Origin of the sequence: Radiobacillus kanasensis (assembly GCF_021049245.1) — a bacterium.
Taxonomy (GTDB): domain Bacteria; phylum Bacillota; class Bacilli; order Bacillales; family Amphibacillaceae; genus Radiobacillus; species Radiobacillus kanasensis.
This window is the reverse complement of record NZ_CP088020.1, coordinates 3,944,517-3,965,158: the sequence shown is the minus strand read 5'-3', so window position 1 is coordinate 3,965,158 and position 20,642 is coordinate 3,944,517. Positions and strand designations below refer to the sequence as shown.

Genomic DNA, 20,642 nt, shown 5'->3' with positions numbered 1-20,642 from the left:
TCGAGAGACACCCCTTTCGCTAGTTAAGTATAGGAAATAAAAAACCTCTCGCCATCTTTCGAAAGAAATAATAGTAGAAAGATCGAAAGGTACCTACGAAAAAACAATGTGGATAAGATTATATAATAAATAATAGGGTTGAATCCATTTATAACTATTTTCCACAGGTTTGTTGATAACATCATAAACAGGGTTGTGTGTATATGTCCACACGTTATCCACAGTTTGTGGATAATTATATAAATGGATGAGGTTTTTTCACTGTTAAAACACAAATATAATATCAAATAAATGCTGATGTTGCAACGGTTTTTCGACAGTTATCCACATTAACTACAGGTTGTAGACAGAAACTATCCACAATACTATATTTTGTTATTAATTTGTCGATAAGTGTTGGGCAAAGTCGAATGTGGATAAAAGAACTATAAACATGGGCTGTGGATATCTGTGGATGAATGAAAAGAAATGAGCGATCCTTGAAACCCAGTTGACATGAGGATAGGGTTTTACTTATAATATATTGGACTGTCTTTTATATTGATTTTTAATTCCTCAGGGAGGTGTATATAAATGAAACGTACATTTCAACCTAATAATCGTAAACGTAAAAAAGTACATGGTTTTCGTTCACGCATGAGCACTAAAAACGGAAGAAAAGTTTTAGCTCGTCGTCGTCGTAAAGGAAGAAAAGTATTATCTGCATAGGCCACTGAACAATGTCAGTGGTCTTTTTACCTTATTAGAACGTATATCCTGTCAGCGAAGAAGTTCATTCGACGTAGAAGACAGGATTAGGAAAATAGATAAGGGCGGGCTTTGGCGCAACCTGCGCCTGAAGGCTTGGCTTTGCCAAGTTTTCTTTAACGTAAGCAAAGTATAAATTGTTGGGCTAGGTAGAAACTTTTGAGGAACCCTTAGTCTAAATCAGCATACGATGAATTTGCTGCAAAACAATTGATGGGGATCCGGAAGCGGGTCCCTTCTATATAGAAGATAGTAAAATGATGAAATACCTTTAATCCAGTTGGGTGACAAGGGTTGTATTCTCATGGATTTGGAGGGAATCTTCCCATGAAAAAGGCATATCGAATGAAAAAGAATGAAGAATTTCAGCTGGTCTTTAAGAAAGGTAAGTCCTTTGCGAATCGCCAGCTGGTTCTTTACTATTTACCAAAAGAAGATCAAGAGCATTTTCGGATTGGTTTGTCGGTAAGCAAAAAAGTAGGAAATGCCGTAGAAAGAAATCAAATTAAAAGGTACTTAAGACAGGCCTTTCTAGAACTTGAGGATCAAGTCCATCCTAAATATGACTTAGTCATTATTGCTAGAAAACCGGTTTTAGAGATGGATTTTCATCAAGTAAAAAGTAGTTTGATGCATGTTTTATCAAAATCAAAAATATTATATAAAAAAAGTAGAGATAAAAAATAGAACCATACCTCTATTTAATGATAGAATACATACAACAGTTAGCTTTTTAGGAAGTAAGGAGGAAGAACATTGCGCAAAAAGGTCATCCTGACAGCGACCTTAATTGGATTGTTAGTACTACTAGCAGGTTGCGGACAGATTAACGAAGACATTACTAGTGAAAGCACAGGGATTTGGGATGAATATTTTGTTTATCCCTTATCATGGTTAATCACCTATTTTGCTGAATTATTCAGTGAGAATTACGGGTTATCGATTGTAATCGTTACCGTACTTATTCGATTAGTATTGTTGCCATTAAACATTAAACAATTAAAAAGCTCAAAGGGTATGCAAGAAATTCAACCCCAGCTAAAAGAACTTCAACAAAAGTACAGTTCTAAAGATGCTAAAACACAACAAAAACTACAGCAAGAAACGATGAATTTATTCCAAAAAAATGGTGTAAACCCAATGGCTGGTTGTTTACCGATTTTGGTTCAAATGCCGATACTGATTGCGTTTTATCACGCAATAATGAGAACGGCCGAAATTGAAAAACATGATTTCTTATGGTTCCAATTGGGACAACCTGATCCTTATTTCATATTACCGATTGTTGCTGCGGCTGCTACATTCCTCCAACAAAAGCTTATGATGGCAGGCATGTCTAACCAAAGTAATAACATGATGCCACAGATGACAATGATGTTGTACATGATGCCAATTATGATTGGTGTAACTGCAATCTTTTTCCCATCTGCCCTAGCACTTTACTGGGTAGTAGGTAACATCTTTATGGTTGCTCAGACCATATTTATTAGAAAACCAATGATGAAAGATGTGGGAGGAAGCGAGAAGTGAGACAGATAACTGCTACTGGTCAAACAGTTGAAGATGCGGTCCAATCAGCATTACAGCAGTTAAACACAACGAGGGACCAAGCGAATATTGAAATCATTGACGAAGGAAAGAAAGGGATTTTAGGATTGTTTGGTTCTAAACGAGCAATCGTCAAAGTCACTTTAGCTCCTAGTCATTTAAAAATTTCCGAAACGTATCTAGAAGAGATTGCCCAACATATGGGTGTTGAGGTAGAGATAAAAACAACGACGGAACAAAATACCATAACTTTTGACCTATCCGGTGAAAAAATTGCTTTATTGATCGGTAAAAGGGGACAAACCCTTAACGGCATTCAGTACTTGTTACAATTAATCGTGAATCGAAATGCCAAGGATTATTATACGGTAGTTGTTGACGCGGAAGGCTATCGAGATCGAAGAAAGCAAACATTGGAAACATTAGCAAACCGAATGGCGGAAAAAGCTATTTCAACAAGACGTCCTGTAGCATTAGAGCCGATGCCATCCTTTGAAAGAAAGGTGATTCATACAGCTCTACAGGACCGGACGGACATTTCGACTTCATCAGAAGGAAAGGAACCGAACCGTCACGTAGTTATTCATTCTTAATAGACATGATATTTGAAAACTCCCTTAGGGGAGTTTTTTTTGTCTAGGAAATTATAAAATTTGCCTGGTGTGGATTGTGGATAATGCCTTCTTATTAAGATTGAAAAAACGAAGTGTGGATAACATAAAAACACAAAAAATATTCACATGTGGATAATAATCAAAAATGCAGGTTGGATGGCTGTTGTGGATATCTTTCAAAATAGGGTGACTTGTGGTATTCTATGAAGTTAGTGACAAAAAATTGTTTATAACGAGTAAAATTAAGATAGATAAAGATTAGGTTTGTGGGGGTGAAGGGAATGGAAACAGATACAATAACGGCGATATCTACTCCGATTGGTGAAGGAGCAATTGCGATTGTTAGGCTGAGTGGGCCAGAAGCCATTACAATTGCAACCCGGCTGTTTGACGGGAGAAGGTTGACAGATGTCGATTCACATACGATTCATTATGGGAAGTTAATAGATCCGAGTACGAATGAAATAGCTGAAGAAGTTATGGTAACGGTTATGAAAGGTCCGAAAACTTTTACCCGTGAAGATGTAGTAGAAATAAATTGTCATGGTGGTCTAGTATCTGTAAATAGGGTATTAGAAATTGTGGTAGCAAACGGGGCAAGACTTGCGGAGCCAGGAGAATTTACCAAAAGAGCCTTCCTAAATGGGAGAATCGATTTATCTCAAGCCGAAGCAGTTATGGACTTAATTCGAGCGAAGACCGACCGAGCGATGAATGTAGCTTTAAAGCAAATGGACGGACGTTTATCCGGTTTAATTCAAAGCCTAAGGCAAAAGCTGTTAGAGACAGTAGCGCACGTAGAAGTAAATATTGATTACCCGGAATATGATGATGTGGAAGAAATGTCTCATGAAATGATGAAAGTAAAGACAAAAGAAGTGTATGAAGAGATTGAGCGATTATTACAAATGGCGAAACAGGGCAAAATATTGAGAGAAGGATTAGCCACGGCTATTATAGGGAGACCGAATGTAGGAAAATCTTCTCTGATGAATGCCCTTGTACACGAAAATAAAGCCATTGTAACAGATATTCCAGGGACTACTAGAGATACGATTGAAGAATATGTGAATGTTCGGGGAGTTCCGTTACGACTTGTGGATACAGCTGGTATTCGAGAAACAGAGGATATTGTGGAACGAATTGGTGTTGAACGATCTAGGAAAGTACTAAAGGAATCAGATTTAATTCTTTTTGTTTTGAACTATAGTGATAAACTTACAGAAGAAGATACTCAACTGTTTAAAGCAGCAGAAGGATTAGATAAAATTATTATTTTAAATAAAACAGATTTACCACGAAAGATCGATTTAGAAAAAGTGGAAGCATTAGCAGAAGGAAATCCCATTATATCGACATCTTTAATTGAGGAAAAAGGAATTGATGAATTAGAAGCAGCCATCGCACAAACTTTTTTTGAAGGCGACTTGGATGCGGGAGACTTAACGTATGTATCGAATGTGAGACATATTCAGCTTCTCAAACAATCGCTTCAAGCCTTAGAAGATGCCATGATGGGCATGGAAAATGATATGCCAATTGATCTTGTTCAGATCGATGTAACGAGAACGTGGGAGCTGCTTGGGGAAATTATTGGGGATACGGTGCATGAAAGTCTGATCGACCAATTATTCTCTCAGTTCTGTCTTGGTAAATAAGTAGAGATTTTGGAAAAAGGAGAATGAAACATGACATATGAAGCAGGTACGTATGACGTCATTGTCATCGGAGCTGGTCACGCTGGAGTGGAAGCAGCTTATGCTTCAGCAAAACGTGGGGCAAAAACGTTAATGCTGTCTTTAAACCTAGATATGGTAGCCTTCATGCCATGTAACCCCTCTGTAGGTGGCCCAGCTAAAGGGGTAGTGGTTCGGGAGATAGATGCATTAGGTGGATTAATGGGGCGAGTGATTGATAAAACGCATATTCAAATGCGTATGTTAAATACAGGGAAAGGACCTGCTGTTCGAGCATTACGTGCTCAAGCAGACAAACCTTTATACATTCAGGAAATGAAGCAACTTTTAGAAAATGAGCCTCATTTAACGATGCGTCAAGGAATGGTAAATGAATTATTAATAGAAGATGGAGAATGTAAAGGGGTTATTACCGAAACAAAAGCAGTGTATCGCGCAAAATCTGTCGTTATTACAACGGGAACCTTTATGCGCGGTCGCGTTATTATTGGAGATCTTTCCTATGAGAGTGGACCGAATAATCAACGTGCATCCGTCAAGCTCTCCGAACACTTAGAAGAACTTGGTTTTGAACTCGTTCGATTCAAAACAGGTACACCACCTCGTGTAAATAGTCACACAATTGACTATTCCAAAACGGAAATACAACCAGGTGATGAACAACCTAGAGCCTTTTCTTATGAAACAACCGAATTTATTACAGATCAAATTCCATGCTGGTTGACGTACACGAATGAATTCACACATAAAATTATTGATGAGAATTTAAGCTTATCCGCCATGTACTCTGGCATGATCAAAGGAACTGGGCCTAGATATTGTCCTTCTATTGAAGATAAAGTAGTTCGCTTTAATGATAAACCACGTCATCAAATTTTCTTAGAACCTGAAGGACGGAATACAGAAGAAGTGTATGTCCAAGGCTTATCGACATCCTTGCCTGAGTTTGTTCAACGAGAAATGCTTCGTTCCATTGAGGGATTAGAAAATGCCGAGATTATGAGAGCGGGGTATGCGATTGAATATGATGCTATGGTACCAACACAACTATGGCCGACTCTAGAGACGAAAAAAATCCCAGGTCTCTTTACTGCTGGTCAAATTAACGGAACATCTGGCTATGAAGAAGCGGCTGGACAAGGAATTATGGCAGGTATCAACGCTGCATCGAAAGCACTTGGGAAAGATTCTGTTATTCTAGACCGTTCTCAAGGCTACATTGGCGTTTTAATTGATGACTTAGTCACAAAAGGAACAAATGAACCATATCGTTTGCTTACATCAAGAGCTGAATATCGCTTACTACTTCGTCATGACAATGCCGACTTACGATTAACAGAACTTGGCTATGCAATAGGCATGATTAGTGAAGGTCGGTACGAAAGATTCCAAGAAAAGAAACGGTTAATAGAAGAAGAGAAAAAGCGCCTACAAAAAGAAACAATTAAGCCAGAGGAAAAGGTATTGGCTATCATGGAGGAAGCTGGAGCTGCACTGTTAAAAGAGCCTACAAAAGCTTATGAATTGTTAAGAAGACCAGAAATCAAATATGAAATGATTGAGCGTATAACGGCTTCCGAAATCGATCTTCCAATGGAAATAAAAGAGCAAGTGGAAATTCAAGTAAAGTATCAAGGTTATATTGAAAAATCAAATCAGCAAGTTGAACGTATGAAGAAGATGGAAGATAAAAAAATTCCGGAAGATATCGATTATGATGCTATTGGCGGTATTGCGACTGAGGCAAGAGAGAAGCTGAAAAAAGTTCGACCTTTATCTGTAGGGCAAGCATCCAGAATTTCGGGGGTAAACCCAGCAGACGTATCGATCTTACTTGTATATATTGAACAAGGCAGTATTGCAAAAGTATCTAATGAGTAAAGAAAGGAATAGCTTATGAAAATAGAAACCTTTCTAGATGAATTAAAGCAACAAGGCTTAGAAGTAAGTCCGAAACAACAACAACAATTTCACTTATACTATGAAACACTAGTGGAATGGAACGAAAAAATGAACTTAACGGCGATAACGGATGAAGAAGAAGTTTATGCGAAGCACTTCTTTGATTCCATTTCTGCTGGGTTTTATTTTGATTTTAATCGTCCTCTTCATGTATGTGATGTCGGAGCCGGAGCTGGATTTCCAAGTTTACCATTAAAAATACTGTTTCCAGAATTAAAAGTTACGATTGTGGACTCCCTTCAGAAGCGGATTACGTTTTTAAACCATCTTGCTGACCAGTTAGAGTTGGACCAAGTAGCTTTTTACCATGATCGTGCAGAGCTTTTTGGCAAAAATGATAAGTTTAGAGAGTCGTTTGATGTTGTCATGGCAAGAGCGGTTGCACGATTATCCGTTCTATCGGAATTATGTCTGCCACTTTCTAAAAAAGAAGGTTCTTTTATTGCTATGAAAGGACCAAATATTCAGCAAGAGATTGCTGAATCACAAAGCGCTTTTGAATTGTTAGGTGGTAAGCTTGAAAGGGTAGAGACCTTCCAGCTTCCAGAAGAAAACGGAGAAAGAAATATCGCGATTATCCAAAAAACAAAGAAAACACCAAAAAAGTTCCCACGAAAACCAGGTGTACCAAATAAGCAGCCTTTATAAATGGATGGCCTCCTTTTTCAAGATGAATGAAAAAGGAGGTTTTTGTTTACGCAATAAGGAAGAACGTATATAGAGAGCATTATTGGTTTACTGATTACCAAATAAATGGAAATTAAGGAGGATTCCCATGAAATTTATATTACTTTTCGGCCCGCAGGCAGTTGGTAAAATGACCGTCGGCCAAGAATTAGAAAAAGTAACAGAATTAAAACTATTTCATAACCATATGACGATTGATTTAATCCATCGTTTCTTTGACTTTGACTCCGCCTCCTTTTGGAAGTTAGTTCATTTATTTCGGGTTGAAATTTTTAAAGAAGTGGCAAAAAGTGATTTAGACGGACTTATCTTTACTTATGTATGGGCCTTTGATCAAAAGGCCGATTGGGATTTCGTAAATGAAGTATGTGAAATTTTTGAGTCAAATGGTGCTGAGGTCTATATGGTTGAGTTACAAGCCGATATAAAGGAAAGACTAGCCCGGAATAAAACGGACCTTAGACTAAAGGAAAAGCCAACGAAACAGAACGTGGAACAATCTGAACGAAATTTGAAAGAAACAATGGAGAAGCACCGACTTCATTCTCTTTCTGGTGAAATTCAATATACTAATTACGTAAGAATCAATAATACGAATCTATCAGCTAAAGAAGTTGCTTTACAAATTAAAGATAAGTTTCTACTATAGGATGTATATAGCTACGAAATTTTACCTAGAATAATACTTTTTGTAAACGAATCAATTACTTTTATACCTATATATATGATAAAATAAGGAAGTGAAATTATTTGATTCTTCTAATCTATTTTTACACTTCTTTTTTTTGATAGACTTTCTTTTTAGGAAGAAACGTAAATTTAACTTGTTTCCAAACATAATGTTTCACGTGAAACAATTTTAAAAGTACTTAGATTAGGATTGTTAATAAGGTGGTGTCTAATGATGAAACACCCTTTTGGTCGTTTATTCGGCACTGGTGATAAATCAGAAGTAGAAGACAAAAATGATTATCATCCGGATGAGGTAATTCATATTCCTGTTCGTGAAATTGAACCCAACCGGTTCCAACCAAGATCTGTTTTTAGTGAGGAGAAAATTTCAGAATTAGCTCAAACGATTCGAACTCACGGAATCATTCAACCAATCGTTGTAAGGAAAATTAGTCAAGAAAACGAAGGGTATGAATTGATTGCAGGGGAACGAAGATGGAGAGCCGTTCAATACTTGGAATGGGAAACAGTCCCAGCTATCATTCGTAATATGACCGATACTGAAACAGCTTCTGTTGCGCTTATTGAAAACCTGCAAAGAGAAGAATTAACGGTTATAGAAGAAGCGATGGCATATGGAAGGCTATTAGAATTACATGGTTTGACACAGGAAGCTTTAGCACAAAGATTAGGGAAAAGCCAATCTACTATCGCAAATAAAATGCGACTTCTAAAATTACCAGAAGAAGTACAAAACGCTTTACTAGAAAAGAAAATAACAGAACGACACGCTAGAGCACTTATCGTTTTAAAAGATCCTGAAACACAAGTGAAAATCTTACAAGACATTCTTGAAAAAGAACTAAATGTAAAACAAACAGAGGAGCGAATCGCGAAGCTGTTTGAAGATAAACCGAAAAAGAAAAAGCCAAAGCTAAAAGGCTTTAACAAAGATATGAGAATTGCAATGAATACAATCAGACAGTCATTGAACATGGTCTCGGATACAGGTATTGACTTGGAAACAGATGAAGAAGACTATGATGATTACTATCAAATCACAATAAAAATACCAAAGAAAAAAACATAATATGCAGTTGTCCCATCTTTACAACTAAGATGGGTCCTTTTTTGCACTTCTTCTGAATAAATAATCAAATATAGCTAGTAGAAAAGTATAGTTTTTATTATTTTGAAGAAAAATCGACCAAATCCATAAAAAAGTGATAAAATAAAAAGTAAAGTTATTTAGGTAGGTGACACCATGGGAAAAGTAATCGCCATTGCAAATCAAAAGGGTGGCGTAGGAAAAACGACATCAGCAGTGAACCTTAGTTCCTGTTTAGCATATTTAAATCATAAAGTACTCCTCGTAGATATAGATCCACAGGGCAATGCAACGAGTGGAGTAGGGATTAATAAAGCAGATATGGATCAGTGTATCTATAATGTTTTAGTAGAGGATTTAGAAGCTGAAAAAGTGTGTGTTCCTACATCCGTTGAAAATTTGGATATTATCCCTGCAACCATTCAATTAGCTGGGGCGGAAATAGAGTTAGTACCTACTATTTCTAGAGAGGTTCGCTTGAAAAAAGCAATCGATAGCATAAGAGATAATTATGAATTTGTTATCATCGATTGTCCTCCATCATTGGGATTACTGACAATTAACTCCTTAACGGCAGCAGATACGGTCCTAATCCCAGTTCAATGTGAGTATTATGCGCTAGAAGGGCTGAGTCAGCTTCTTAATACCATTCGTTTAGTTCAAAAACATCTAAATAAACAGCTTATGATTGAAGGTGTTTTATTAACGATGTTAGATGCTAGAACGAATCTAGGTATCCAAGTAATAGAAGAAGTTAAAAAATATTTTCAAGACAAAGTTTATCAATCTATCATTCCAAGAAATATAAGGCTGGGTGAAGCACCAAGTCACGGACAACCTATCATTTTGTATGATCCAAAATCCCGCGGTGCCGAAGTATATTTAGAATTAGCAAAGGAAGTGATCGCCAATGGTAGCGAGAGGGTTGGGGAAAGGTATTAATGCATTTTTTCCTGAGCTAGAATCCGTTGATGAAGCGCTGGTTCAAGAAGTACCTGTTAAGGAATGTCGACCAAATCCATATCAACCGAGAAAAACCTTTCATGCAGACGCGATTGAGGAATTAAAGGAATCCATTGTACAGCATGGAATACTTCAGCCATTGATCGTACGAAAAAGCATAAAAGGATATGAAATTGTCGTTGGGGAAAGAAGATTCCGTGCTGCAAAAGAAGCAGGATTAGAGAAAATCCCGGTAATTGTGAAAGAATTGACGGATGAGAATATGATGGAGCTTGCTTTATTGGAAAATCTTCAAAGGGAGGATTTAACACCAATTGAAGAAGCCTACGCCTATTCCAATCTGATGAAAGAATTAAACGTTACCCAGGAAGAACTTGCGAAACGACTTGGGAAAAGTCGCCCACACATCGCTAACTTGGTTCGCCTGTTAACCTTGCCAGATCAAGTAAGTGCTCTAATTAATAGTGGAGAGCTATCCATGGGACACGGAAGAGCATTATTAGGATTAAAAGATAAATCTAAAGTAGAAAAAGTCGTAGATAAGATAAGAAAAGAAGGCTTAAATGTACGACAAGTCGAGCAGTTAATTACAGCAATTAATGAAAATGCTCCACAAGAAAAGAAAAAGAAGGATAAAATTAAAAAGGATATCTTTCTTGTTGAAAGAGAAAACATACTTAGGGATCACCTTGGAACAAGTGTTACGATCCATAAAGGAAAACGAAAAGGGAAGATCGAAATAGAGTTTTTCTCTGATGATGATTTAGAACGAATATTAGATTTATTTCATTCGTAGGATTCTGTCTGACTTTATTGTACAATCAATAAAGTCAGGCTTTTTCTTTGTTATTTTTTAAATGTTTCACGTGAAACAATTATTAATTATTGGAGTTGTAGACATGGCATTGTTAGGGACATTAATAAATGGAGCATGTATCATACTAGGTACTGTAGTTGGATTATTTTTTACAAAGATACCTGAAAGAATGAAACAAACGATAATGAATGGGATTGGATTAGCTGTTCTATTAATTGGACTTCAAATGGCAATTAAAACGGAGAATATTGTTATCGTTCTGTTAAGTCTACTCACAGGTGCTATATTGGGAGAAATCCTAAACTTAGATCATAATCTAAATCGTTTTGGCCAATGGGTGGAATCCAAGTTCAAACCGAAAAGTGAAGTAAGTGTAGCACAGGGATTCATTACTGCGTCCCTCATATTTGTAGTAGGGGCGATGGCTGTAATTGGTGCGTTAGACAGTGGTATAAGAGGAGACCATGAGGTATTAATCACAAAAGGCATTCTAGATGGATTTGTTGCCTTAGTACTAACGACCACTCTTGGGTTTGGTGTAGTATTATCCGTTGTTCCGGTTATCCTTTATCAAGGCACCATTGCTTTACTGGCAAAAAACATTCAAAGTATGCTACCAGAAGCGTATATGGACATGTTCATCATTGAAATGACAGCTACAGGTGGTTTGTTAATTGTTGCGATAGGTTTAAATCTATTAAAAGTTACAGATATAAAAGTTGCGAATCTATTACCTTCTCTCGTTACTGTCGCTCTATTTATAGCAATCTATCAAGCTTGGTTTTAAAAAGGCAGGGCAAAACTATAACTTTCTATTCTAAAAACGAATGAGTGATTATCATATTAATATCAATGGTTAGATATTTTGATTTATATTGATATAAATTGCGACGAAAACATTAATCACTATAGGTTGAGTTTAAACTATGCTGCTGGAGGGCAGGATTTGCAGTCGACTTGATAAACAATCTAAAAGAGTGACTATTAGTGACTATCTATATTATTAGCAACAAAAGTAACAAAATTACCCTAAAAAATCCGAACGGATTCGAATTCTAATTAAAGAGTATCGAACCATCGTTCGGATCTTATTATGATTAAAACACTTTATCTCAAGCATCTCTATAAGTGCATTAAGGAGTTTCTTTAGTAGATACTTGTTTCTTTTGTAATTGGATTTCTAATGCGAGTAGATGGTCTAAATAGGTAAGGCCTTTTGCAATTTTTTGGGACATCTCTCGTACTTGGTGAAGTCTAGTGTTCTGTAAGACAAGAAAGTCCATATACCCCCCAATATTTACAACGCCAGATATGTACACATCTCCAACCTCAGGGAGATCCTTCTTTAAGGCAGCTCCTGGTTTCATGGAACCAACACCTGTAATGATTTGTCCAATAGACTGTTTTTTTCCTAGACAAGCGTCGACAGCAATAAGAAAAGAGGATGGGTGCTTTTCTTTGATATGATTTAGCGTTTCCTTTAAATTAACGGCATGTACAGGGTTTTCTAAGGTGCCATAGACTGTTAGATGCTTAACACCTTGCTCAAGCAGTAACGTGCCTGTTAGAGGCCCTAAAGAGTCTCCTGTTGAACGATCTGTACCGATGCAAATGAGTACAACCTCTGTTGTCTTATTTTCACGCCATTGATGAATGGTTTTAGCCATGGTAAGGGAGAACGAGGAATCGTCATTAGAGAACACGACCCTTTTATTTTTCGAAAATCTCTTCATTAGATTCATAGCTTATCCTCCAGTGACATATTCGTTATAGTATACGAATTTTTGAGAGCTTCTATACATCGAAGAAATTAATTTAACTGGAGGAACGTTATGTGGAATTCTGGATTTAAATGGATGTTTTTAATAATTGGAACAATGATTGGAGCAGGGTATGCTTCCGGTAGAGAACTTTGGCAATTTTTTGGGGAAGAAAGTGGACTGGCTATCTTGCTGTTCACTATTCTCTTTACATTAAGCTGCTATGTTATATTAAGGATTAGTTATGAACATAAATCTTCTCACTACATACCTGTCTTAGAGAAAATCGTTGGGAAGAAACTGAGTGTTGTATATGATGGCATGATTTTACTTTACTTATTTTCGACTACAGTTATTATGCTTGCGGGAAGTGGGGCAACATTACATGCTTTTGATTTACCGAACTGGTTTGGAATTGTAGTGATAGCTATCCCCCTCGTACTCGTTTTTGTGAAGGATTTAAATGGCGTACTATCCATGAATAGTTTTATTCTTCCATTGCTTATTGTAGGTCTTTTGAGTGTACTCGTGATTTTTTCCTTACAAAATCAACTGTCCTTTTTTCCTGATTTAGCGCACCAACGAAACTGGACAGCCGCATTTCCATTTACCGCACTTAATATTTTGCCACTAATTGCGGTGTTGGGGGCGATTGGTGATCAAGTTAAAGGGAAGGGAGAGATATGGATTGCAAGCCTCGGTAGTGGGGCGATTCTCGGGGTTATTTCCTACATTTATAACAATAGTTTAGTTCAGATTTCAGATGCGGTTCTTTTATATGAGATTCCACTTTTTGCGATCTTAAAGGATTATCCTTATATTATGTTTCTTTTTATGTCTGCAATGCTCTGGCTAGCGATTTTTACAACTGCTGTATCGGGTACTCTCGGTCTTGTGACACGTCTTCGGAATCTAGTAGCAGGACCACTTTGGGTATTAGCATTAATTACGGTAGTACTAATGCTGCCATTAACAAATATAGGATTCTCTACATTAATTGAGTACCTATATCCTCTATATGGAGTACTGAATTTATATGTTTTATCATCTATTATTTTATATCCTATTGTGAATCGATACAAAGGGCTAGAAAAATGATAGAATATATGTACGAAGTGGTAGCAGGACCAGAAGGGAATTTTCAAAAGGAATGGAATGGACTTGTGGAGAAAATCATCGGACCACAGTTGTGGTTAGATATAGGACAGGTCCTTATCCGGATTTTGATCATTTTTTTAATGGCTACTGTAGTAATTAAAATAGGGAAGAATATTATTGACCGGCTTTTTCGAAAAAGGGAAAGAGGACCGTTCAAAATTTCTGAACGAAGAGAAAACACATTGAAAAAACTCATTCATAATTCTCTTAATTATGTTGTTTATTTCACTTCGTTTATAATGATACTAGAGGCATTATCTATCCCAGTTGGAGCGCTTTTAGCAGGTGCTGGGTTTGCTGGATTAGCGATAGGTTTTGGAACGCAAAATTTAGTAAAAGATTTAGTAACAGGGTTCTTTATTATTTTCGAAGACCAGTTTTCAGTTGGGGACTATGTTCAAGTATCTGGGATTGAAGGAGAGGTAGATGAAATCGGCCTTCGTACAACAAAGATCAAAAGTTGGACAGGGGAGCTTCATATACTACCGAATGGGAACATTACACAAATCACGAACTACTCGATACATAATAGTATTGCTGTTGTGGATGTGAAAGTACCATATGAAACAGATATAGAAAGAGTCGATAACCTGATCCAGGAGGTTTTAAGGAAACTTCCAGCAAGGTATCCGCAAATTGTAAGTCCTCCAGAATCATTAGGAGTACAATTGCTGGATGCTTCTCACATCGTACTTCGGATAACAGTAGAAGTACAACCAATGACGCATTGGGAAATGTCGCGTATTATTAGAAAAGAAATCAAACAAAGATTTGATGAAGAGAACATTGATATACCTTATCCAAGAATGGTCATGTACGCGAGAGAACAGGAAGTAAAGGAAGGTGAGTAGCCATATGGTCGAGAAAGATTTCCAGCTTAATGACGTGGTACAAATGAAAAAGCCACATCCTTGTGGTGAAAATCGATGGAAGATTATCCGGATGGGGATGGATATCCGAATTAAGTGTGAAGGCTGTGGCCATAGTGTATTAATTCCTCGTAAAAAGTTCACTAGTAAACTAAAAAAAGTGTTGGAACGTGAAGAGCAAAACTAAAATGTTCCACGTGAAACAAATCAAAAAAGAAACGGTTCATTCATGAATCTTACAAAACAAGGGATTATTTTTCCTTGTTTCTTCATTTTGTGGATTTGTGATATGTTGTATTTATACTATAATAATAGTGCGGAAACGATCATATGACCGGTAATCCTTAAGGAGTGGAAGTAATCATGGCTTTAACAGCAGGAATTGTTGGTTTACCAAACGTTGGGAAGTCAACTTTATTTAACGCAATTACGCAAGCAGGAGCAGAATCAGCGAACTACCCATTTTGTACAATTGATCCCAATGTAGGCATTGTAGAAGTTCCTGATTACCGTCTAGGAAAATTAACGGAGCTAGTCAAACCGAAAAAAACAATCCCAACTGCCTTTGAATTCACTGATATTGCAGGGATTGTAAAAGGTGCAAGTAAAGGCGAAGGACTAGGAAACCAATTCCTATCTCATATCAGACAAGTAGATGCGATTTGTCATGTTGTTCGTTGTTTTCAGGATGAAAACATTACTCACGTATCAGGGAGAGTAGATCCGATTTCTGATATTGAAACGATTAATTTAGAACTAATTTTGGCGGACTTGGAATCTGTATCGAAAAGAATTCAACGGGTTGAAAAGTTAGCGAAACAAAAAGACAAAGAAGCAACAGCAGAGTTTGAAGTTCTTTCTAAAATAAAGGAAGCTCTTGAAAATGAAATTCCGGCAAGAGCAGTAGAACTCACAGACGATCAAATGAAGATAGCAAAAGGTCTTCATCTATTAACAAGTAAATCTGTACTTTACGTGGCAAATGTCGGAGAAGATGAGTTATTAGAAGCCGATGATAATCCAAACGTAAAATTAGTGAGAGAGTTTGCAGCAACAGAGAACTCCGAGGTAATTGTGATTAGTGCAAAGGTAGAATCTGAGATTGCCGAGCTTGATGGAGAAGAAAAAGAAATGTTTTTAGAAGAGCTCGGAATTAAAGAGTCTGGATTAGATCAATTAATCAGAGCTGCTTATCACATGCTTGGTTTAGCTACCTATTTCACAGCTGGTGAACAAGAAGTGAGAGCATGGACCTTTAAAAAAGGAATCAAGGCTCCACAAGCAGCAGGAATCATCCATACCGATTTTGAAAAAGGCTTTATTCGTGCTGAAACCGTTTCGTACGACGATCTTATCGAGACAGGTTCCATGAATGCGGCAAAAGAAAAAGGGAAGGTTCGATTGGAAGGAAAAGAATATTTGGTGAAAGATGGAGATGTTATGCATTTCCGATTTAATGTGTAAGTAAGTCTGGAATTCTTCATCCCTTTGTTGACTAGTGAATAGGAAAGACTAACTAACTTGCTAAAGCTTCATTTATTTGCTATAATACTTCATTGTGAGTAATTAACTTGATTATTTACTCCTTGCTCCTTTTAAGTTAAGGGGCCGCTAAGACCAAAAGGAGGTGCAAAACGGATGAGAAATTATGAAATCATGTACATCGTCCGCCCAGACATCGAAGAGGAAGCGAAAACTGCTTTAGTAGAGCGTTTTAACAAAATCCTTTCTGACAATGGTGCGGAAATCGAAAAAGTTGAAGAAGTAGGTAAGAAACGTCTTGCTTATGAAATCAATGACTATCGCGATGGTATCTATGTATTGATTAACTTTAAAGGCGATGAAAACGCCATTAATGAATTCGACCGTCAAGCGAAGTTCTCTGATGACATTATTCGTCACATTGCAATTCGCGAAGACGAAAAATAAGGAGTGGTTCTGATGTTGAATCGTGTCGTACTCGTCGGCAGATTGACGAAGGATCCGGACTTACGCTATACACCAAATGGAGTAGCTGTAGCCAATTTCACCTTAGCAGTCAATAGACCCTTCTCTAACCAACAAGGGAATAGAGAAGCGGATTTCATTAACTGTGTTGTTTGGAGAAGACCTGCTGAAAACCTAGCGAACTTTATGAGTAAAGGAAGCTTAGTTGGAGTAGATGGTCGTATTCAAACAAGAAGTTTTGACGGACAAGACGGAAAACGTGTCTTCATGACCGAAGTTGTAGCGGATTCTGTGCAGTTCTTAGAAACAAAAGGTGCCTCTTCCGGAGGAGGACAAGGTTCGGCTGGTTTCCAACCAAATCAGAACCAATCTAACAACAACGATTATGCAAAACAAGATGACGATCCGTTTCGTGATAACGGGGAGCCAATCGATATATCGGATGACGATTTACCATTCTAAAATAAAAGGAGGGAATCAACATGGCAGGACGTCGTGGTGGACGCGCAAAGCGTCGTAAGGTGTGTTTCTTCACAGCGAACGGAATTACACACATTGACTACAAAGATGTTGATCTTCTAAGACGTTTCGTTTCCGAACGTGGAAAAATTCTTCCACGTCGTGTAACAGGAACTTCTGCAAAATATCAACGTAAATTAACAATCGCAATTAAACGTGCTCGTCAAATGGCATTGTTACCATACGTAAGCGAGTAAGTTTTGAAACCTTTCTATCTACTGCATCCGTGCAGAGGTAGAAAGGTTTTTTTGTCTTTAATCGTATAATTATTCACTTGAAGTAGCATAGAATCTGCCGTAAAACAAACAAAACAAATATATTATAAGATAAAAACGCTTACATATAAATAAGTTTGTTAAATATATTGACAATAAAGATAATTCTGATATGATAAATGAAAATTCAAAACAAAGCATAAATATGTTGAGGAAGATAAGTTCTTTGAATCGTGTCTGTAGAGAGCTGATGGATGGTGAAAATCAGTGGCAGGACCGAAGAATAGCACTTCTGAATAGACAAGCTGAAACAGGTGGACTAGGCTTGTCCGGTGAAGAGCCGTTATCAGGGACAATGAAGACTGATTGATTATGAATCAGTGAAAAAGGGTGGTACCGCGTAAGTTAGCTAAACTTTTCGCCCCTTACAATGAAGTAAGGGGTGGGGAGTTTTTTTTATTTGCATTTCATGTAGGAAGTAATATTGAAGCATATACAAAGTTGATATTTCGAGAGGAGTTTGTTCATGTTAGCAGATCAGCAGTTTTTACGGATTCCGGGTCCAAGCCCAATTCCCCCTAGTGTGCAGCGAGCAATGAGTCAAACGATGATTGGTCATCGAGGCCAAGAGGCAAAGGAACTTATTCATTCTATAAGACCAAAGCTAAAACCTATCTTTGGGACAGAGCAAGATGTCATGATCGTAAGTGCAAGTGGTACTTCAGGGCTAGAGATGGCCGTCGTGAACACGGTTAAACCAGGAGAAGAAGTTTTAGTAGTCGTTACAGGTGCTTTTGGGGATCGTTTTACAAAGATTTGTGGAGCATATGACATTAACTATCACCGGATGGATGTGGAGTGGGGAAAAGCATTTGACCCAAATGAGGTTAAAGAGTACCTTCAAAAGCATCCGGAGATAAAAGTCGTATTTGCCACGTTCTGTGAAACATCAACAGGTGTACTAAATCCCATTGATAAACTAGGAGAAGCTGTTCGATCCGTTTCCGATGCCTTAATTGCGGTCGATGGCGTTTCTTGCGTTGGGGGAGTCGAAACGAAAATGGATGAATGGGGAATTGACGTATTAGTTACAGGTTCCCAAAAAGCCATGATGCTTCCTGCAGGCTTAGCGTTTATCGCGGCTAGTGAAAGAGCATGGGAAAAGATTGAAGCTAATGAACAATCAAGATTCTATTTAGATTTAAAGAAATATCGTGATAACTTGTTAAACGATTCCACTCCATTTACACCAGCATTATCTCTATTTTTCGGTCTAGAACAGGTACTCCATCTGTTTGAGGAAGAAGGATTACAACATGTATTCCAACGCCACAATCTGATGAAGAACATGACCCGTGAAGCGATAAGAGCACTTGGTATTCCTTTATTAACAAGGGATGAGGATGCTTCACCAACCGTGACCGCCATTCGACCTGAGGATTTTGAAGCAGAAGGATTAAGAAAAATATTAAATAATGAGTTTGCTTTAACTGTTGCTGGTGGGCAGCAACACATGAAGGGAGAAATTTTCCGTATTGGTCATATGGGCTATTGTTCTCCAGCAGATGTGTTGCAAATCATCGGTATTTTAGAGTTATCGCTACAACGGGCTGGCAAGTCTATTGAGTTAGGAAAAGGTGTCGCTGCGGCACAACAGGTTTATTTACAGGGGGTTCAATAAAATATGGTCTTTAAGGTATTAATCAGTGATCCATTAAGTGAAGATGGCATTTATCCATTACGACAAGCCGATAACGTGGAGGTTACCGTAGATACTGGGTTAACACCGGAAGAATTAGCAGAAAAAATCGGGGCATATGATGCGTTATTAGTACGTAGTCAGTCGCAAGTAACAAGAGACATTCTGAATAAAGCGAAAAACTTGAAAATAGTAGGGAGAGCTGGGGTTGGTGTCGATAACATTGATCTCGATGCTGCTACAGAACACGGGGTTATCGTCGTTAATGCACCGGACGGGAATACGAACTCTGCCGCAGAGCATGCGATGGCTATGATTATGTCGTTAGCGCGTAACATTCCGCAAGCCTACCATGCTTTAAAAAATAAAAAGTGGGATCGTAAAAAGTACGTAGGAGTTGAGTTGAAAAACAAAACGTTAGGTATTGTTGGGCTCGGTCGAATCGGGGCAGAGGTAGCTACTCGTGCCAAAGGTCAACGCATGAACGTTGTGGCCTATGATCCTTTCCTAACAGAAGAAAAAGCAAATAAAATGGGAATTGGGTATGGGACGCTAGATGAAGTACTAGGGCAAGCAGATTTTATTACCATCCATACTCCGCTGTTGAAAGAGACGAAGCACCTTATTAATGCAGCCGCATTTGAAAAGATGAAGGATGGGGTGCAAATCGTAAACTGTGCTCGTGGTGGTATTATCGATGAAGAGGCATTATACGATGCAATTGTGAACAAAAAAGTGGCAGGTGCTGGCTTAGATGTATTTGAGCAGGAACCTGTTACTGAACATAAGCTTCTAGAATTACCAGAGGTTATTGCTACGCCTCACCTTGGAGCAAGTACAGTTGAAGCTCAGGAAAGTGTAGCCATTGATGTTAGCCATGATGTGGTGAACTTTCTATCAGGAGGATTAGCCAAAAATCCAGTTAACTTACCTTCTGTTGCGAAGGAAGTCATGAATAAAATTGAACCGTACTTTTATTTAGCCGAAAAGCTAGGCGTGTTCGTGTCCAACCTAACACAAGGCGTTGTAGAAGAAGTGAACATTTATTACTCTGGTGAACTAACGGACGTTGAAGTAGGTCCTTTAACTCGAAATGCGTTAAAGGGATTGCTAAAGCGCCACTTAGGCGACCATGTGAATGATGTTAATGCGGCTTTTCTAGCGGAACGTAAAGATATTGATGTTCATGAGCATAAGACTTCCTCTACTAAAGGTTTTACGAATCTATTAACGATTGAGGTAAAAACGAATGTAGGAACGAGGAAAGTGGCTGGAACGTTACTGAATGGTCTCGGAGCTCGCATCGTGCTTGTAGATAGCTACAGTGTCGACGTATTACCAGAGGGACATATGGTCTTCATCAGACATAAGGACCAACCAGGTGCGATTGGACGAGTAGGAACACTGTTAGCAACAGAAGAAGTGAACATTGCAACCATGCAAGTAGGACGTTCGAATGCTGGGGGAGATGCCATCATGATGTTAACGATTGATAAACATCTTGAAAGAAGAGCGCTTGATCAGCTTAGTCAGCTTTCCGATATTTACGGGGTAACTCCAATAGACCTATAAAAGAAAAGGCATTACCCCTTCTAACTCGTAACGGGTTCTCTTTAGAGGTGTAAACAAGAAAAGAGTAATGCAAATCATAAAAGAAATA

22 protein-coding genes and 1 other annotated feature are annotated in these 20,642 nt (G+C 37.9%); of the genes, 21 read left to right on the top strand and 1 reads right to left on the bottom strand.

The annotated features are described in order from the left end of the window. The first annotated feature begins 573 nt into the window (after positions 1–573). The 12 genes from rpmH (at position 574) to KO561_RS19985 (ending at position 11,602) form a co-directional block, all read left to right on the top strand. Entirely contained in the window at positions 574–708 is a 135-nt protein-coding gene (rpmH, locus tag KO561_RS20040) for a 50S ribosomal protein L34 (protein ID WP_069717992.1), read from the top strand. A 366-nt stretch (positions 709–1,074) separates the two neighbouring features. After that, positions 1,075–1,434, top strand: a complete 360-nt coding sequence (gene rnpA / locus KO561_RS20035; RefSeq protein WP_231095067.1) for a ribonuclease P protein component — start codon at positions 1,075–1,077, stop codon at positions 1,432–1,434. Between the two features lie 69 nt (positions 1,435–1,503). Beyond that, positions 1,504–2,277 (top strand): YidC family membrane integrase SpoIIIJ, encoded by a 774-nt coding sequence (gene spoIIIJ / locus KO561_RS20030; protein ID WP_231095066.1) that lies wholly within the window; start codon positions 1,504–1,506, stop codon positions 2,275–2,277. Beyond that, complete coding sequence (gene jag / locus KO561_RS20025) at positions 2,274–2,888, top strand: RNA-binding cell elongation regulator Jag/EloR (RefSeq protein WP_231095065.1); 615 nt, start codon at positions 2,274–2,276, stop codon at positions 2,886–2,888. Before spoIIIJ ends, jag begins: the two co-directional genes overlap by 4 nt. A 302-nt stretch (positions 2,889–3,190) precedes the next feature. Continuing rightward, entirely contained in the window at positions 3,191–4,567 is a 1,377-nt protein-coding gene (mnmE, locus tag KO561_RS20020) for a tRNA uridine-5-carboxymethylaminomethyl(34) synthesis GTPase MnmE (RefSeq protein ID WP_231095064.1), read from the top strand. Positions 4,568–4,597: 30 nt separating this feature from the next. After that, on the top strand, positions 4,598–6,487 hold the full coding sequence (gene mnmG, locus KO561_RS20015; RefSeq protein WP_231095063.1) for a tRNA uridine-5-carboxymethylaminomethyl(34) synthesis enzyme MnmG: 1,890 nt from the start codon (positions 4,598–4,600) through the stop codon (positions 6,485–6,487). 15 nt (positions 6,488–6,502) lie between these two features. Next, on the top strand, positions 6,503–7,216 hold the full coding sequence (gene rsmG / locus KO561_RS20010) for a 16S rRNA (guanine(527)-N(7))-methyltransferase RsmG (protein WP_231095062.1): 714 nt from the start codon (positions 6,503–6,505) through the stop codon (positions 7,214–7,216). A 127-nt stretch (positions 7,217–7,343) separates the two neighbouring features. Then, positions 7,344–7,904, top strand: coding sequence for a DEAD/DEAH box helicase family protein (locus KO561_RS20005; protein WP_231095061.1), 561 nt, complete (start codon positions 7,344–7,346; stop codon positions 7,902–7,904). A gap of 255 nt (positions 7,905–8,159) precedes the next feature. After that, positions 8,160–9,017, top strand: a complete 858-nt coding sequence (gene noc / locus KO561_RS20000; RefSeq protein ID WP_231097310.1) for a nucleoid occlusion protein — start codon at positions 8,160–8,162, stop codon at positions 9,015–9,017. 174 nt (positions 9,018–9,191) lie between these two features. Then, positions 9,192–9,977: a ParA family protein gene (locus KO561_RS19995; protein WP_231095060.1), complete on the top strand. Its 786-nt coding sequence runs from the start codon at positions 9,192–9,194 to the stop codon at positions 9,975–9,977. Continuing rightward, entirely contained in the window at positions 9,946–10,794 is an 849-nt protein-coding gene (locus tag KO561_RS19990) for a ParB/RepB/Spo0J family partition protein (protein WP_231095059.1), read from the top strand. The genes KO561_RS19995 and KO561_RS19990 overlap by 32 nt, the downstream gene beginning before the upstream one ends. A gap of 103 nt (positions 10,795–10,897) precedes the next feature. Then, positions 10,898–11,602, top strand: a complete 705-nt coding sequence (locus tag KO561_RS19985; protein WP_231095058.1) for a DUF554 domain-containing protein — start codon at positions 10,898–10,900, stop codon at positions 11,600–11,602. A 346-nt stretch (positions 11,603–11,948) separates the two neighbouring features. On the opposite strand, the gene yyaC is transcribed toward KO561_RS19985, so the two are convergent. Continuing rightward, a complete protein-coding gene (gene yyaC / locus KO561_RS19980) occupies positions 11,949–12,557 on the bottom strand; it encodes a spore protease YyaC (RefSeq protein WP_231095057.1) in 609 nt (202 codons plus the stop codon). A 90-nt stretch (positions 12,558–12,647) separates the two neighbouring features. Between yyaC and KO561_RS19975 the strand changes: the two genes are divergently transcribed. The 9 genes from KO561_RS19975 (at position 12,648) to serA (ending at position 20,554) form a co-directional block, all read left to right on the top strand. Beyond that, the gene (locus KO561_RS19975; RefSeq protein ID WP_231095056.1) at positions 12,648–13,673 is read left to right on the top strand and encodes a YkvI family membrane protein; all 1,026 of its coding nucleotides are present in this window, start codon (positions 12,648–12,650) and stop codon (positions 13,671–13,673) included. Next, positions 13,670–14,584: a mechanosensitive ion channel family protein gene (locus tag KO561_RS19970; protein ID WP_231095055.1), complete on the top strand. Its 915-nt coding sequence runs from the start codon at positions 13,670–13,672 to the stop codon at positions 14,582–14,584. Before KO561_RS19975 ends, KO561_RS19970 begins: the two co-directional genes overlap by 4 nt. Before the next feature lie 4 nt (positions 14,585–14,588). Next, on the top strand, positions 14,589–14,789 hold the full coding sequence (locus tag KO561_RS19965) for a DUF951 domain-containing protein (protein WP_231095054.1): 201 nt from the start codon (positions 14,589–14,591) through the stop codon (positions 14,787–14,789). A gap of 176 nt (positions 14,790–14,965) precedes the next feature. Beyond that, entirely contained in the window at positions 14,966–16,066 is a 1,101-nt protein-coding gene (ychF, locus tag KO561_RS19960) for a redox-regulated ATPase YchF (RefSeq protein ID WP_231095053.1), read from the top strand. 174 nt (positions 16,067–16,240) lie between these two features. Next, entirely contained in the window at positions 16,241–16,531 is a 291-nt protein-coding gene (gene rpsF, locus KO561_RS19955) for a 30S ribosomal protein S6 (protein ID WP_231095052.1), read from the top strand. Positions 16,532–16,543: 12 nt separating this feature from the next. After that, positions 16,544–17,011 carry a single-stranded DNA-binding protein gene (ssb, locus tag KO561_RS19950; RefSeq protein WP_231095051.1) on the top strand — a complete coding sequence of 156 codons (468 nt, stop codon included), beginning with the start codon at positions 16,544–16,546 and terminating at the stop codon, positions 17,009–17,011. Between the two features lie 20 nt (positions 17,012–17,031). Then, positions 17,032–17,265 (top strand): 30S ribosomal protein S18, encoded by a 234-nt coding sequence (rpsR, locus tag KO561_RS19945; protein ID WP_231095050.1) that lies wholly within the window; start codon positions 17,032–17,034, stop codon positions 17,263–17,265. 217 nt (positions 17,266–17,482) lie between these two features. After that, positions 17,483–17,712, top strand: a binding site (T-box leader). Between the two features lie 97 nt (positions 17,713–17,809). Then, positions 17,810–18,964: a pyridoxal-phosphate-dependent aminotransferase family protein gene (locus KO561_RS19940; protein ID WP_231095049.1), complete on the top strand. Its 1,155-nt coding sequence runs from the start codon at positions 17,810–17,812 to the stop codon at positions 18,962–18,964. 3 nt (positions 18,965–18,967) lie between these two features. Next, entirely contained in the window at positions 18,968–20,554 is a 1,587-nt protein-coding gene (serA, locus tag KO561_RS19935) for a phosphoglycerate dehydrogenase (RefSeq protein ID WP_231095048.1), read from the top strand. Positions 20,555–20,642: the final 88 nt, after the last annotated feature.